We start from the raw sequence: 13,616 nt of genomic DNA, 5'->3' as shown, positions 1-13,616 counted from the left end.
CGGCCGGCGATTTTGACAATCGTTCTCAGTGGGTCGAGAATCGTTCTCATGACTTCGCGTGCCACCCGAGCCACCCGCCCCGTCCGTCAGCGGCTGCTCTCCCCCGCGGTCGCCGGCGTCGCCGCCCTCGCGCTGAGCTCGTGCGCCGCCTTCTCCGACGACACGGGCACCGCCTCCGACGACGGCGACGTCACGGTCGCCGCAGCCTTCTACCCGCTGCAGTTCGTCGCCCAGCGCGTGGCCGGCGACCGCACCGAGGTCGCCAACCTCACGAAGCCGGGCGGCGAGCCCCACGACCTCGAGCTGAGCGTCGGCCAGACCGCCGAGGTCGCCGGCGCCGACCTGGTCGTCTACGAGGCCGACTTCCAGCCGGCCGTGGACGCCGCCGTCGAGCAGAACGCCGAGGGCGCCACGCTCGACGCCGCCGAGGTGGTCGGTCTCGAGCCCTTCGCCGACGAGCACTCCGAGGAGGAGCACGCGGACGACTCCCACTCCGGGGAGGAGCACGCGGAGGAGGAGCACGACCACGGCGACCTCGACCCCCACTTCTGGCTCGACCCGGCGCGGCTGGCCGAGCTCGGCGACGCCGTCGCCGAGCAGCTCGCCGAGATCGACCCCGACGGCGCGGAGACCTACACCGCCAACGCCGCGACCCTGCGCGAGGACCTCGAGACCCTCGACGGCGAGCTGTCCGAGGGCTTGGCCGACTGCGAGCGCTCGACCATCGTGGTGTCCCACGACGCCTTCGGCTACCTCGGCAAGTACGGCATCGAGGTCGAGCCCATCGCCGGGCTCTCCCCCGACGCCGAGCCCACGCCGGCCGACCTGGCCCGCCTGCAGCAGATCATCGACGAGGACGGCATCACCACGGTCTTCTCCGAGCGTCTGGTCTCGCCCGCCCTCAGCGAGTCGCTGGCCCGCGACAAGAGCATCGAGACCGCGGTGCTCGACCCGGTGGAGGGCCTGAGTGACGAGACCGCCGACGAGGACTACCTTTCCCTGATGCGTGAGAACCTCGCGGCCCTCCGGACCGCCAACGGGTGCCGGTGACCCCCGCCGTCCCGGCCGCACCGACGCCAGCGCCCGAGCCCGGGGCCGACCACACGGTCGGCCCCGGGCTCGAGGCCGTGGTGCGACTCGTCGACGGCGCCGTGGCCATCGCCGGTCGCCCGGTGCTGCGCGGCATCGACCTGACGGTGTCGCGCGGCGACTTCGTGGCGCTCATGGGCGCCAACGGCTCCGGCAAGTCCACCCTCGTGCGGGCGCTGACCGGCCTGCGACCGCTGACCACGGGCAGCCTGGAGCTCTTCGGCCACCCGTTGGAGCACTTCGACGAGTGGCGCCGCGTCGGCTTCGTGCCGCAGCGCACCGGCGCCGCCTCGGGCGTGCCGGCGTCGGTGTGGGAGGTGGTGGCCTCCGGGCGGCTCACCCACCGCCGCCTGCTGCGCCCGCTCGGGCGCGCCGACCGCCGCGCCATCGCCGACGCGCTCGAGGTGGTCGGCCTCGCCGACCGGGCGCGTGACGGCGTCTCGCAGCTCTCCGGCGGCCAGCAGCAGCGCGTGCTCATCGCGCGGGCGCTGGCCGGCGAGCCGGAGCTGTTCTTCCTCGACGAGCCCACGGCCGGGGTCGACCTGCCCAACCAGCACGCCCTCGCCGCGTCGCTGGCGCGGCTGAAGGAGCGCAGCGCCACCGTCGTGCTCGTCGCCCACGAGCTGGGCCCGCTGGCCCCCCTGGTCGACCGGGCGGTGGTGATGCGCGACGGGCGCGTCGTCTACGACGGCACCCCCCTGGCCGACCACGAGGTGCACCAGCCCTGGCTGGGCGAGGCCCACTCCCACCACCACGCCACGCACCGCGACCGCGCCCGTCACGACCACGCGCCCCACGTCGCCTCACCGCTCGGGACCCACCCGGAGGAGCACCACCGATGAGCACCCTCGAGCTGTTCTCACTGCCCTTCATGCAGCGAGCCCTCATCGCCGCGGTCTTCGTCGGGCTCGCCGCCCCGGTCGTCGGCACCTACCTGGTGCAGCGGCGCCTGGCCCTCATGGGCGACGGCCTCGGCCACGTCGCCGTCACCGGTGTCGCCCTCGGCCTGCTCACCGGCACGTCCCCGACCTGGACGGCCGTGGTCGTCGCGGTGCTCGGCGCGGTGCTGATCGAGGTGATCCGCGAGCGCGGCCACACCAACGGCGACGTCGCACTCGCGCTGCTCTTCTACGGCGGCCTCGCGGGCGGGGTGCTGCTGACCGGGCTCGGCGGCCAGAGCGCCTCGCGGCTCCAGACCTTCCTCTTCGGCTCGATCACCACGATCTCCGTGGCCGACGTGGTCACGACGATGGTGCTGGCCGCCGTCGTCGTGCTCCTCGGTGTCGGTCTCTCCCCGCAGCTCTTCGCGGTGGCCCAGGACCAGGAGTTCGCCCGCGTGGCGGGCCTCAACGTCCGGGCCTACAACCTGCTGGTGGCGGTGATGGCCGCGGTGAGCGTCACGGTGGCCATGCGCACGGTCGGCCTGCTGCTCGTCTCGGCGCTCATGGTGGTGCCGGTGGCCACCTCCCAGCAGCTCACCCGCTCCTTCCGCACCACCCTGGTCGCGGCCATGGCCCTAGGCACCGTCGCGTCGCTGGGCGGGCTGGTGATCTCGGCGCTGGTGCCGGCCGGCACCTCGGTCTCCCCCGGGCCGACCATCGTGCTGCTCGCCCTGGCCGGCTTCGTGGCCACCTGGCCGGTGGGGGTGTGGCTGCGCCACCGCGAGCAGCTGCGGGCGCCCTTCCCGGTGGACCCCGACGCCCCCGACGGCGCGGTCGCGCCCCTGTGCCCCGAGGTCGTGCCCGGGCCCGCCGACCACCGCCACGACGAGGAGCACGCCGACCACGACCACGGGCCCGACTGCGGGCACGTCGCCGTGCCCCACGGCGACCACGTCGACTACGTTCACGACGGACACCGCCACGCGCCGCACGGGAGGCACTATGACGAGCACTGAGCCCCATGACGAGCACTGAGCCGCCGACGACGGACCGCGCCGAGCAGCAGACCGCCCAGGAGCCCGCTGCGAGGCCCGCGCTGCGCCCGACCCGCCAGCGTCGTGCCGTGAGCGAGGCGATGGCCTCCTTCGAGGACTTCCGCTCCGCGCAGGAGATCCACGAGCTGCTGCGCAACCGCGGCGAGGCGGTCGGCCTGGCCACCGTCTACCGCACGCTGCAGCGCCTGGCCGACGCCGGCGAGATCGACATGCTGCGCAGCGAGGACGGCGAGGCCATCTACCGCGCCTGCTCGACCACCCACCACCACCACCTGGTGTGCCGCTCCTGCGGACGCACCGTCGAGGTGGAGGGCCCCGCCGTCGAGCGCTGGACCAGCGCGATCGCCGCCGAGCACGGCTACGGCGAGGTCAGCCACACCCTGGAGATCTTCGGCACGTGTCCGGCCTGCCGCTAGACCCCGCGCCCCTCGAGGCGCCGCGCACCCCGCTCCAGGTCGTCGTCATGGGTGTCTCGGCGACGGGGAAGTCGACGGTGGCCCGCGGTCTCGCCGACGAGCTCGGCTGGCCGATGGTGGAGGGCGACGACCTCCACCCCGAGGCCAACATCGCCAAGATGGAGGCCGGTGAGCCCCTGACCGACACCGACCGCGAGCCGTGGCTGGACCGCATCGCCGTGGCCCTGCGCAGCGACGTCGAGGCCGGTCGGCCCGGCGTGGTGACCTGCTCCGCGCTCAAGCGGTCCTACCGCGACCGGCTGCGCGCCGGCGCGCCCGACGTGTTCTTCGTGCACCTCCACACCGACCCGGCGGTGCTGCGGGAGCGGATGGCGCGCCGTGAGCGGCACTTCATGCCCACCTCGCTGCTCGACAGCCAGCTGGAGACCCTGGAGCCGCTCGACGCCGACGAGCAGGGCGCCGTGGTCGACGTCGCCCCGCCGGTCGAGGAGGTCGTGGCCGAGGCCGCCCGTGTGGTGCGGGCGCGGCTGTCGTCGCCGTGAGCCCGCGCTATCCCTCGGTCGGGTTCGGCAGCGCCCCGCCGTACCTGCGGTCGCGCGAGGCGTAGATCTCGATGGCCCGCCACAGGGCGCGGCGGTCGACGTCGGGCCACAGCACGTCGGTGAAGACCATCTCGGCGTAGGCGGCCTGCCAGAGCATGAAGTTGGACAGCCGCTGCTCCCCGGAGGTGCGCCACACCAGGTCGGCGTCGGAGAGCTCGGGCACGTAGAGGTGGCGGGCGAAGGTCTTCTCGGTGATCCGCTCGGGGTCGAGGCGTCCTGCGGCGACCTCACGGGCGATGGAGCGGGCGGTGTCGGCCAGCTCCGCGCGTCCGCCGTAGTTGACGCACATGGTCAGCGTCAGCACGTCGTTGTCGCGGGTCAGCTCCTCGGCGACCTGCAGCTCCTTGACCACCGAGCGCCACAGCCGCGGGGTGCGACCGGCCCACCGCACGCGCACGCCCAGCTCGTGCATCTCGTCGCGCCGGCGGCGGATCACGTCGCGGTTGAAGCCCATCAGGAACTTCACCTCGTCGGGCGAGCGTGACCAGTTCTCGGTGGAGAAGGCGTAGGCCGACACCGCCTTGACGCCCATCTCGATCGCGCCCTCGACCACGTCGAAGAGCGAGGACTCCCCCGCCTCGTGGCCCTTGGTGCGAGGCAGGCCGCGCTCCTTGGCCCAGCGCCCGTTGCCGTCCATGACCACCGCGACGTGGCGGGGCACCAGCTCGCGGGGCACGGCGGGGGGCCGGGCGCCCGAGGGGTGCGGGGTCGGGGGACGGACGTCGCGCTTCACGCAGCAGACCCTAGGACCCGCGGGCCCGGACACCGGTCGCGGCTCACCGCTCGACGTGCTCCATCGAGCGCAGCCCGCGCTCGAGGTGCCAGTGCAGGTACGCCGCGACCAGGCCGCTGGCCTCCTTGCGGGTGCGGGCGTCGGCGGCGGCGACGGCCGGCCAGTCACCGGCCAGCAGCGAGCCGAGCAGCTCGAGCGTGGCCGGCGCGGGGCTGGCCGACCCGGGCACCCGGCAGGTCGCGCAGAGCACCCCGCCCATCGCGTGGTTGAACCAGCGGTGCGGGCCCTCGACGCCGCAGCGGGCGCAGTGGTGGAAGGACGGGGCGTAGCCGGCCACCGACAGCGAGCGCAGGAGGTAGGAGTCGAGCACCTGCCCGGGCCCCCGGTCGCCCGAGACCATCGCCCGCAGCCCGCCCACGAGCAGCAGGAACTGCTGCAGCGAGGGCTCGCGCTCCTCGGTGGCCAGCCGCTCGGCGGTCTCGAGCATGACGGTGCCGGCGGTGTAGCGCTCGTAGTCCAGCCCCACACCCGCGGCGAAGGGGTCGAGGGTCTCGGCCTGGGTGATCGTGTCGAGGTTGCGCCCCTCGGCGAGCTGGAGGTCGACGTGGGTGAAGGGCTCCAGCCGCGAGCCGAACTTGGAGGTGGTGCGCCGCACGCCCTTCGCCACCGCGCGGACCCGGCCGTGGTGGCGGGTCAGCAGGGTGATGATGCGGTCGGCCTCCCCCAGCTTGTGGGTGCGCAGGACGATCGCCTCGTCGCGGTAGCGGGGCACGCCCCCCATTGTGCCCGCCCCGGGGTCGCCCGGCGCTCAGGCGCCCGGACGCGGGCGGGTGCGGCGCGAGGCGCGGGGGCTGCGCCAGCAGGCGGTCGCGAAGTCGGCCGCCGCCCGGTCGAGCCGAGCGGGGGCGACCCGCCACTCCAGGATGCTGCGGGCCCGCACGAAGGTGGCGTGGGGCATCTCCTCGGCCAGCATCGCCGCATCGGCCGCCGGGTGGATCGGGTCGGCGGGGTGGCCCACCACGAGCGCCGGCGCCTGGATGGCGCGCCGCTGGCGGGAGGAGGGCGCCACGCGGCCGAAGAACAGCCCGTGCACCACGGCGGCGACGCTGTCGGCTCGCTGGTCGAGGGTGTCGAGCACGATCCCGACCCAGAAGGGCACCAGGCCGCGCGGCACGGGGCGGGTCAGTCGCCGGACCCCGTTGACGGTGAAGGGCAGGAAGCGGGCGGCGAAGAGCACCGGGGCGAAGGCCAGGATGCCTGCCTCGACGGCGTTGTCGAGCACGGGCATCTCGAGGATCAGGCCGCGCACCCGGTCGGGGGCCTCCACCGCCACCTCGAGCGAGACGTTGGCCCCCAGCGACGTGCCTCCGACGACCGCCTGCGGCGCGCCGAGGTGGTCGAGCAGCGCCACGACCTGCTCGGCGAAGGCGGTCATGGAGTAGGCCAGCGGGTCGGCGGGCCGGTCGGAGCGGCCGTGGCCGAGCAGGTCGACGGTGACGACGTGGAGGCCCTCGGCGGCAAGCGCGCGCGCCAGCGGCTGCTGCATGCGCCGGGGCATGAGCTGGCCGTGGATCAGCACGACCCACGAGTCGCCGCCGCCGTACTCGGTGTACTCGATGCGGTCGCGGCCCGACTCGCCCTCGAGGAAGAACTGACCGATCCGCTCGGAGACCAACATGGCGCGAATGTACTGCGAGCGGCTCCGGCACCGGGAAGAATGCCCGCCATGAGCGAGCACGGCGGTCGACCCCTGACCCTGAGGGCGTCGGTCCTGCTGCTCGTGGCGACCTACGCCGCAGCCGTCGGGGCGGTCGAGCTCGCCCCCGCCGACCGCCCGGTGGCGGCGTGGTGGCCGGCCGCCGGCATCGCGGTCGTGCTGGTCGCCTGCGCACGTCCAGGCCGACTGGCCGTGCCGCTGACGGTGGCCGCGCTCGTGGTGGTGACCGCGGCCGCCAACGTGACCGGGGGCCGTCCACTCGACGTCGCCACCGCCTTCGGCGCCGCCAACGCCGCCGAGGCCCTCGTCGCGGGCCTCGTGCTGCGCCTGGGACGGGGCCGGGCGGGCGGGACCCCCGGGCTCGCGGGGGCCGACGACTTCGTGCGGCTGGTGCTCGCCGCCCTGGCCGGCGGGGCCACGGTGGCGGCGGGTGCCGCCCTCACGGTGGCCACGCTGGTGCCGGGCGGCTCCCCGGGCGAGGCCGCGGTCTCGGTGCTCGCCGCCCACGCCGCCTCGACCCTCGTGATCGCCCCGATCGCGCTCGCGGCGACGACGCGTCGCCGTCCGCGGGGGCGCAGCGAGGAGCTGGCGGTGCACGTGGCGGCGCTGCTGGTCGCCACGCTGGTCGTCTTCTCCCCCGCCCAGTCGCTGCCGCTGGCCTTCGTGCCCTTCGTGCTGCTGGCCTGGGCCGGCCTGCGCTTCGACCTCCGCACGGTCACCGTGGAGCTGGCCGGCTTCGCGGTGCTGACGACCTACGTCACCGACCTCGGGTGGGGGCCGCTCGGCAACGCCGCCGACGCGGCCGCCCTCGGTGGCCTCGCCGCGGCGACGCTCACCCAGGGCTACCTCGTCTGCGCCGTGCTCATCACCCTGCCCCTGGCCATCGTCGTCGCCCAGCGCGCCGACCTCCTCGAGCGGATCCGCTCCGACGGCCTGCTCTTCCGGCGCAACTTCACCGAGTCGCTGCTCGGCCAGGTGCTGCTGCGCGCCGAGGGCGCCGACCTGGTCGTCGTCGACATCAACGACGCCGCCGCGGCCGTGCTCGGCGCGGGCCGCGAGAGCCTGCTCGGTCGTGACCTGGGCGGGCTGCTGGTCACCCCCCAGTCGTTGCCCGACCTCGTCGTGGGGCTGAGCACCGGGCGCATCCGCAGCTGGCAGTCCACCGTGGGGGTGACCGGTCGCGAGGGAGCGCGGGTCGACGTGGCCCTGGGGGTGATCGACCGCGAGCTCGACGGGGGGCTGGTCTACTCCGCCCAGCTGCTCGACGTCTCCCGCGAGCACAGCGCCCGGCGCCAGCTCGAGGCCGCGCAGAAGCTCACCAGCGCCACCCTCGACACCACCGACGCGCTCATCCTGGTCACCGACCTCAGCGGCCGCGTGGTGCGCGTCAACGCGGCCACCACGCGGGCCACCGGCTACGGCGAGAGCGAGCTGCTCGGCCGCCTCGTCGGGGAGACCGGCCTGGCTCCCGACAGCGGCGACCTCGACGCCCTCTTCGTGTGGCCCAACCGCTCCGGCGCCCCGGTGGTGCGCGAGGGCGAGGCCCTGACCCGCAGCGGCGAGCGGCGCCGCATCGTGTGGAGCAGCAACGTCGTGCGCGACGAGCACGGCTTCCCGGCCTTCGGGGTGATGACCGGCATCGACGTCACCACCGAGCGCGCCAGTGCGGGGCTGGTCAGCCACCTCATGCGGGCCCCGATCGGCACCGCACTGCTGGGCCTGAGCCCCGAGGGCTGCATCGAGGTGGTCAACACCGGCGCCGTGCAGCTGCTGGGCCACCAGCCCCACGAGGTGGTCGGTCGCCGCTTCGTGGACCTGCTCGACCGCGAGCAGCTGCTGGCCCGCACCGGCACCACCGACCTGCGGGCCGCCTTCGCCGCCCTGGTGGCGGAGGCCGGTGACGGGGAGACCCGCGCCCGCGAGTGGACCTTCGTCGGGGGCGACGGCAGCCCCCGGGTGATCTCGGTGACCCTGAGCGCGACCGACCCCTCGCTGTCGACCGGCGTCGGCTACCTCTGCGTGGGGCGCGACGTCACGCAGCAGCGCCGCAGCCAGGACATGCTGGCCGCGGCGCTCGACAAGGAGCGCACGGCCGTCGAGCGGCTGCGCGCCCTCGACGAGGCCAAGACCGAGTTCGTCTCCACGGTGTCGCACGAGCTGCGCACCCCCATCACCAGCATCGTCGGCTTCACCGAGATGCTGCAGGACGGCTCCGTCGTCGAGCCGCTGCCCGAGCAGCTGCGCCTCTTCGAGACCATCGCGCGCAACGGCGAGCGCCTCATCGCCCTGTGCAACGACCTGCTCATGCTCAGCGGTCTCGACAGCGACGACGTGACCTGGCGCAGCGAGGAGGTCGACCTGGCCGCCTGCCTGGGCCTGGTCGAGGACTCCGTGCAGCCGCTGCTGGCCGGGCGCGACCTCACGGTCACCTTCGAGACCCCGACGGGCCCGCTGCACGTGCTGGGCGACCGTCCGCAGCTCGAGCGCGTGATGGTCAACCTCGTCAGCAACGCGATGAAGTTCACCGAGGACGGCGGCGTCGTGCGCGCCCGGCTCTCCCAGGAGGGCGACGAGGCGGTGCTCAGCGTCACCGACACCGGTCTCGGGATCCCGCTCGACGAGCAGGAGGACCTCTTCAAGCGCTTCTTCCGCAGCTCCACCGCCCACACCGAGGCGATCCAGGGCACCGGGCTGGGCCTGGCCATCGTGGCCGCGATCGTCGAGGCCCACGGTGGTCGGATCCGGGTCCGCTCGGCCCACCTGGAGGGTGCCACCTTCACGGTGCGGCTGCCGCTCCTGCACAGCGGTGGCCCGAACCGCCCCGTGGGCGACCCGGGCCACCGGCCCGTGCCGGCCTGACTCAGCCGGCGCGGTTGACGGCGCTCACCACGGCCTGCAGGGAGGCCGTGACGATGTTGGCGTCCACGCCGACGCCCCAGTAGATGCGGTCGCGCACCGAGCACTCGACGTACGCCGCGGCCAGCGAGTCGCCACCGGCGGTCAGCGCGTGCTCGGCGTAGTCGAGGATCCGGACGTCCCAGTCCTGCGGGAGCGCGTTGATGGCGTCGCAGAAGGCCGAGAGCGGGCCGTTGCCGGTGCCGTGCAGCGACTGGGCCTGCCCGTCGACGAAGACGTTCACGTCGAGGGCGTCCTTCTCCCCGGCCGCGGAGCTGGTGTGCACCGCGTCGAGGCGCAGCGGGGCCTCCCGGTCGAGGTACTCCGCGCGGAAGACCGCCCAGATCTCGTCGGGCGTGATCTCGCCGCCCTCGGCGTCGGTGCGCTCCTGGACCACGCGGCTGAACTCGATCTGCGCGCGGCGGGGCAGGTCGAGCTTGTGCTCGGCCTTGAGCACGTAGGCCACCCCGCCCTTGCCGGACTGGCTGTTGACCCGGATCACGGCCTCGTAGGTGCGACCGACGTCCTTGGGGTCGATGGGCAGGTAGGGCGCCTCCCAGCGGATCTCCCCGACGGGGCGGCCCTGCTCGGCGGCCTGGCGGTCGAGGTCCTCCAGGCCCTTCTTGATGGCGTCCTGGTGAGACCCGGAGAAAGCGGTGTAGACGAGGTCGCCGGCGTAGGGGTGGCGCGGGTGCACCGGCAGCTGGGTGCAGTACTCCACCGTGCGGCGCACCTCGTCGATGCCGCCGCCGACGGCGAAGTCGATCTGGGGGTCGATGCCCTGGCTGAAGAGGTTCATCCCCAGGGTCACCAGGCACACGTTGCCGGTGCGCTCGCCGTGGCCGAAGAGGCAGCCCTCGACGCGGTCGGCACCGGCCATCAGCGCCAGCTCGGTGGCCGCCACCGCCGTGCCCCGGTCGTTGTGCGGGTGCAGCGAGATGGCGCTCACCTCGCGCCGGGTCAGGCCGCGCGAGAAGTACTCGATCTGGTCGGCGTAGGTGTTGGGCGTCGACATCTCGACGGTCGCCGGCAGGTTGAGGATGATCTCGCGGCCCGGCTCGGGCTGCCACACGTCGGAGACCGCCTCGCACACCGACAGGGCGAAGTCGGTCTCGGACTGGGTGAAGATCTCCGGGGAGTACTGGTAGCCGAACTCCTCGATGGCCCGGCCCAGGTGCTGCTCGGCGTACTTCATCACCAGCTCGGTGCCGCGCACCGCGATGCTGGTGCACTCCTGCGGCGTCACCCCGAACACGACGCGACGGAACAGCGGGGCGGTGGCGTTGTAGAGGTGCACGGTGGCGCGGTCGGCGCCCACCAGCGACTCCACGGTGCGCTCGATGAGGTCCTCCCTGGCCTGGGTCAGCACCGAGATGCGGACGTCGTCGGGGATGCGGTCGCCCTCCACCAGCTGGCGCACGAAGTCGAAGTCGGTCTGGCTCGCCGACGGGAAGCCGACCTCGATCTCCTTGTAGCCCATGCGCACCAGCAGGTCGAACATCTCCAGCTTGCGCGCCGGGGTCATCGGGTCGATCAGCGCCTGGTTGCCGTCGCGCAGGTCGGTCGAGAGCCACCGCGGGGCGTGGGTGATCTTGCGGGTGGGCCAGGTGCGGTCGGGCAGGTCGACGGGCTGGAACGCCTCGTAGCGGTGCACCGGCATGCCGCTGGGGCGCTGGGCGTTGTGGGTGTTGCTCAGGTCGATCCGGGTGCTGCTCATGGTCAGGTCCTCGCTGGGTGGGGCCGTGGGCGGCCGGCGCGCACTGGTGCACTCCGCAGCGAGGGGGTCCGGCTCTGGCTCAGACCTCGCTGCGGCAGCGAAGGAGGAGGAGCAGCTGTCGCGTCATGAGGCGTCCACCATAGCCCAGCCCCGAGCGGGCGAGCGCCGGCACGGGCGTCGTCCCACCCCTCGGGCCGTTCGTCGACCCGGCCGGCGCCCACGGGCGGGTTCACGAAAATTTCACCCCTCCGGGCGAGGCGTCCCCATGTCACTCGTGTCGTGCTCACGATTAGGTTCCCGTTCCGTGACCGCACCACCTCCTGCTCCGCCCCGCGCGCGACCGCCGCTGCGCGTCGGGGTGCTGGCGGAGTCGGAGCTGGTGGCCGCGGGGCTGGTCGGGATGCTCGCGCCCTACCGTCACCGTGTCGTGGTCGACCTCCTGCCCGACAAGGTCCTCGAGGAGCCGAGGGCCCTGGCCGGCGTCGACGTCGTGCTGTGCGACCCCTTCACCCCCGGTCCGGGCCACGAGGCCCGGCTCCTGGCCTGGCTCGCGCACGCCCCCGGGGTCCCGGTGCTCGTCCACACCTGGCAGACCCACGCGTCGGCGGTCGAGCGCGCGCTGGACGCGGGCGCCGACGGCTGGGTCGCCAAGACCGCCCCGGCGGCCGAGCTCGTGGTCGCGGTGGAGGCGGTCCACCGCGGCGAGGCCGTGCCGGCCCAGGCGGGTCCACCGGCCTTCCCGGGCCTGTCGGGCCGCGAGTCGGAGGTGCTCGTCCTCCTGTGCCGGGGGCAGTCCAACAGCGAGATCGCCGAGGCCCTCTTCGTGAGCGTCAACTCGGTGAAGACCTACGTCCGCCAGGTCTACGCCAAGACCGGGGTCAGCCGCCGCACGCAGGCCGTGGCCTGGGCGCACCGCCAGGGCTGGACCGGCTAGCGCCGGGCCTCGCCCGGGCCGGCGGCGATGGCCAGCAGGTCCCTCACCGGCCCCGCCGGCGGTCGCGAGCTGCCCTGCCAGACCGCGGTCAGCACCCGGTGGAGGTCCAGCCCGGTGGTGGCGACCTCGACCACGTCGCCCGCCTCCACGTCGCGGCGCACCGCCCAGCGGCTGAGGAAGGCCGGCGGGCTGCCCGCGCGCACGGCGGCCAGCACCGCGGCGTTGGTGGTCAGCTCCACCTCCGGCGCCGACGCCACGTGCCCCGCCGCGGCCAGGGCGTCCTCCAGCACGCGGCGGGTGCCGGAGCCCGGCTCGCGGGTGGTCAGCGCCCGCGCCGCGACCCCGGCGGCCGGCAGCGGGGTGCGCCGGCTCGCCCACGGGTCGTCGGGCGCCGCCACCAGCACCAGCTCGTCGGTGCCCACCGGCCGCGTGGCCAGCCCGTGGAGGTCGACCGGCCCCTCCACGAAGCCGAGCCCGGCGCTGCCGTCGCGCACCGCGGCGACCACGGTCTCGGAGTTGGTCGCGTGCAGGCTGACCGCCACCGGCGCGGCCGTCCCGGCCGCGCGCTGCTGGCGCAGCCGCACGAGCCAGCGCGGGAGCAGGAACTCCGCGGTGGTCATGCTGGCGTAGACGTGGAGCTCCCGCGCGCCCTCCGAGCGCAGGGTCCGCAGCGCGAGGTCGAGCTCGTCGGCCCGGTCGAGCAGGTCCTGGCTCCACTCCACGAGCAGGCGACCGTGGGCGGTGAGGGTCGAGCCGCTGGTGGAGCGCTGCACCAGCGAGAGCCCGGTCTGCGTCTCGACCGCCCGGAGCCGCTCCGACGCGCTCTGCTGGGAGATCCCCGCCGCGCGTCCGGCCGCGCCGATGCTGCCCAGCCGGGCCACGTCGACGAGCAGCCGCAGCGCCGGCAGGTCGGGGAGGGAGCTCACGGGCAGCACGCTAGTGCCCGCGGCGCTGCCGCACCCCCGCAGCGCGGTGACCGGCCGCTACGGTCGGCCCATGAGCCGGCTCCTCCTCGTGCACCACGCCCCCACCGCCGTCGTCGCGGAGCTGGCCGACCGGGTCGAGGCCGGGGCCCACGACGAGGAGGTCACCGGCGTCGAGGTGGTCGTGCGCGACGCGCTGTCGGCGGGCCCCGAGGACGTGCTCGCCGCCGACGGCCTCGTGCTCGGCACCCCGGCCAACTTCGGCTACATGTCGGGAGCGCTCAAGCACTTCTTCGACTCCGTCTTCCTGGAGGTCGGCGGCTCGCTGTCCGACGACGGCTCCGCCGCCTCCGGCGCGGGCGCCAGCACGCCCTTCGGGCTGTGGGTGCACGGGCGCTACGACACCACCGGCGCGACCCGGTCGGTGCTCACGATCACCGGGGCGCTGCCGTGGCGGCAGGCGGCCGCTGTGCTGGAGGTGGTCGGCGACGTCGACCGACGGGCCCGCGACGCGGCCTACGAGCTCGGCGCCACGCTGGCCGCCCTGGTGTCGCCCGACGCCTGAGCCACTCCCGCCCCTCGCCGGCGCCCCCACCGGTAGCATCCCGGTGTCCGCCCCACCACCCGGCGTCGCGCCGGGCCGAGACCAGCACC

General features: G+C 74.5%; 13 protein-coding genes. 8 read left to right on the top strand and 5 right to left on the bottom strand.

The annotated features are described in order from the left end of the window. Positions 1–48: 48 nt before the first annotated feature. Genes ASF50_RS07225 through ASF50_RS07205 form a run of 5 tightly spaced genes read left to right on the top strand, consistent with a single transcriptional unit; the run spans position 49 to position 3,983 of the window. Positions 49–1,050, top strand: coding sequence for a metal ABC transporter substrate-binding protein (locus ASF50_RS07225; protein ID WP_056903904.1), 1,002 nt, complete (start codon positions 49–51; stop codon positions 1,048–1,050). Then, positions 1,047–1,931, top strand: a complete 885-nt coding sequence (locus tag ASF50_RS07220; RefSeq protein WP_056904278.1) for a metal ABC transporter ATP-binding protein — start codon at positions 1,047–1,049, stop codon at positions 1,929–1,931. The genes ASF50_RS07225 and ASF50_RS07220 overlap by 4 nt, the downstream gene beginning before the upstream one ends. After that, positions 1,928–2,986, top strand: coding sequence for a metal ABC transporter permease (locus ASF50_RS07215; RefSeq protein ID WP_056903903.1), 1,059 nt, complete (start codon positions 1,928–1,930; stop codon positions 2,984–2,986). The genes ASF50_RS07220 and ASF50_RS07215 overlap by 4 nt, the downstream gene beginning before the upstream one ends. Before the next feature lie 5 nt (positions 2,987–2,991). After that, a complete protein-coding gene (locus ASF50_RS07210; protein ID WP_082502846.1) occupies positions 2,992–3,441 on the top strand; it encodes a Fur family transcriptional regulator in 450 nt (149 codons plus the stop codon). Beyond that, positions 3,423–3,983 (top strand): gluconokinase, encoded by a 561-nt coding sequence (locus ASF50_RS07205; RefSeq protein ID WP_235557579.1) that lies wholly within the window; start codon positions 3,423–3,425, stop codon positions 3,981–3,983. Before ASF50_RS07210 ends, ASF50_RS07205 begins: the two co-directional genes overlap by 19 nt. Before the next feature lie 7 nt (positions 3,984–3,990). Here ASF50_RS07205 and ASF50_RS07200 read toward each other — a convergent pair whose 3' ends face one another. From ASF50_RS07200 to ASF50_RS07190, 3 genes are read right to left on the bottom strand one after another with little or no spacing between them, the layout of a single operon-like run. Next, positions 3,991–4,776: an isoprenyl transferase gene (locus ASF50_RS07200; RefSeq protein WP_056864222.1), complete on the bottom strand. Its 786-nt coding sequence runs from the start codon at positions 4,774–4,776 to the stop codon at positions 3,991–3,993. A gap of 43 nt (positions 4,777–4,819) precedes the next feature. Continuing rightward, complete coding sequence (gene recO, locus ASF50_RS07195) at positions 4,820–5,548, bottom strand: DNA repair protein RecO (protein WP_156718134.1); 729 nt, start codon at positions 5,546–5,548, stop codon at positions 4,820–4,822. Between the two features lie 36 nt (positions 5,549–5,584). After that, positions 5,585–6,454, bottom strand: a complete 870-nt coding sequence (locus ASF50_RS07190; RefSeq protein ID WP_056864221.1) for an alpha/beta fold hydrolase — start codon at positions 6,452–6,454, stop codon at positions 5,585–5,587. A 48-nt stretch (positions 6,455–6,502) separates the two neighbouring features. On the opposite strand from ASF50_RS07190, the gene ASF50_RS07185 reads away from it, so the two are divergent. After that, positions 6,503–9,352 carry an ATP-binding protein gene (locus ASF50_RS07185; protein WP_162242368.1) on the top strand — a complete coding sequence of 950 codons (2,850 nt, stop codon included), beginning with the start codon at positions 6,503–6,505 and terminating at the stop codon, positions 9,350–9,352. Between the two features lies 1 nt (position 9,353). Here ASF50_RS07185 and leuA read toward each other — a convergent pair whose 3' ends face one another. Beyond that, positions 9,354–11,105, bottom strand: a complete 1,752-nt coding sequence (leuA, locus tag ASF50_RS07180) for a 2-isopropylmalate synthase (protein ID WP_056903900.1) — start codon at positions 11,103–11,105, stop codon at positions 9,354–9,356. Between the two features lie 304 nt (positions 11,106–11,409). Between leuA and ASF50_RS19890 the strand changes: the two genes are divergently transcribed. Continuing rightward, positions 11,410–12,039 (top strand): helix-turn-helix transcriptional regulator, encoded by a 630-nt coding sequence (locus tag ASF50_RS19890; protein WP_162242367.1) that lies wholly within the window; start codon positions 11,410–11,412, stop codon positions 12,037–12,039. Here the strand turns inward: ASF50_RS19890 and ASF50_RS07170 are convergent. After that, positions 12,036–12,965 carry a LysR family transcriptional regulator gene (locus ASF50_RS07170; RefSeq protein WP_156718132.1) on the bottom strand — a complete coding sequence of 310 codons (930 nt, stop codon included), beginning with the start codon at positions 12,963–12,965 and terminating at the stop codon, positions 12,036–12,038. The genes ASF50_RS19890 and ASF50_RS07170 overlap by 4 nt on opposite strands. Positions 12,966–13,035: 70 nt before the next feature. Here ASF50_RS07170 and ASF50_RS07165 point away from each other — a divergent pair, with 70 nt between their 5' ends. Further along, a complete protein-coding gene (locus ASF50_RS07165; protein ID WP_056864630.1) occupies positions 13,036–13,527 on the top strand; it encodes an NAD(P)H-dependent oxidoreductase in 492 nt (163 codons plus the stop codon). The last annotated feature ends 89 nt before the right edge of the window (positions 13,528–13,616 follow it).

This window comes from Nocardioides sp. Leaf307 (assembly GCF_001423135.1).
In the GTDB taxonomy this organism is placed as follows: Bacteria; Actinomycetota; Actinomycetes; order Propionibacteriales; family Nocardioidaceae; genus Nocardioides; species Nocardioides kribbensis.
Note: the sequence above shows the minus strand (reverse complement) of the source record. Positions and strands in the feature narration are given on the sequence as shown.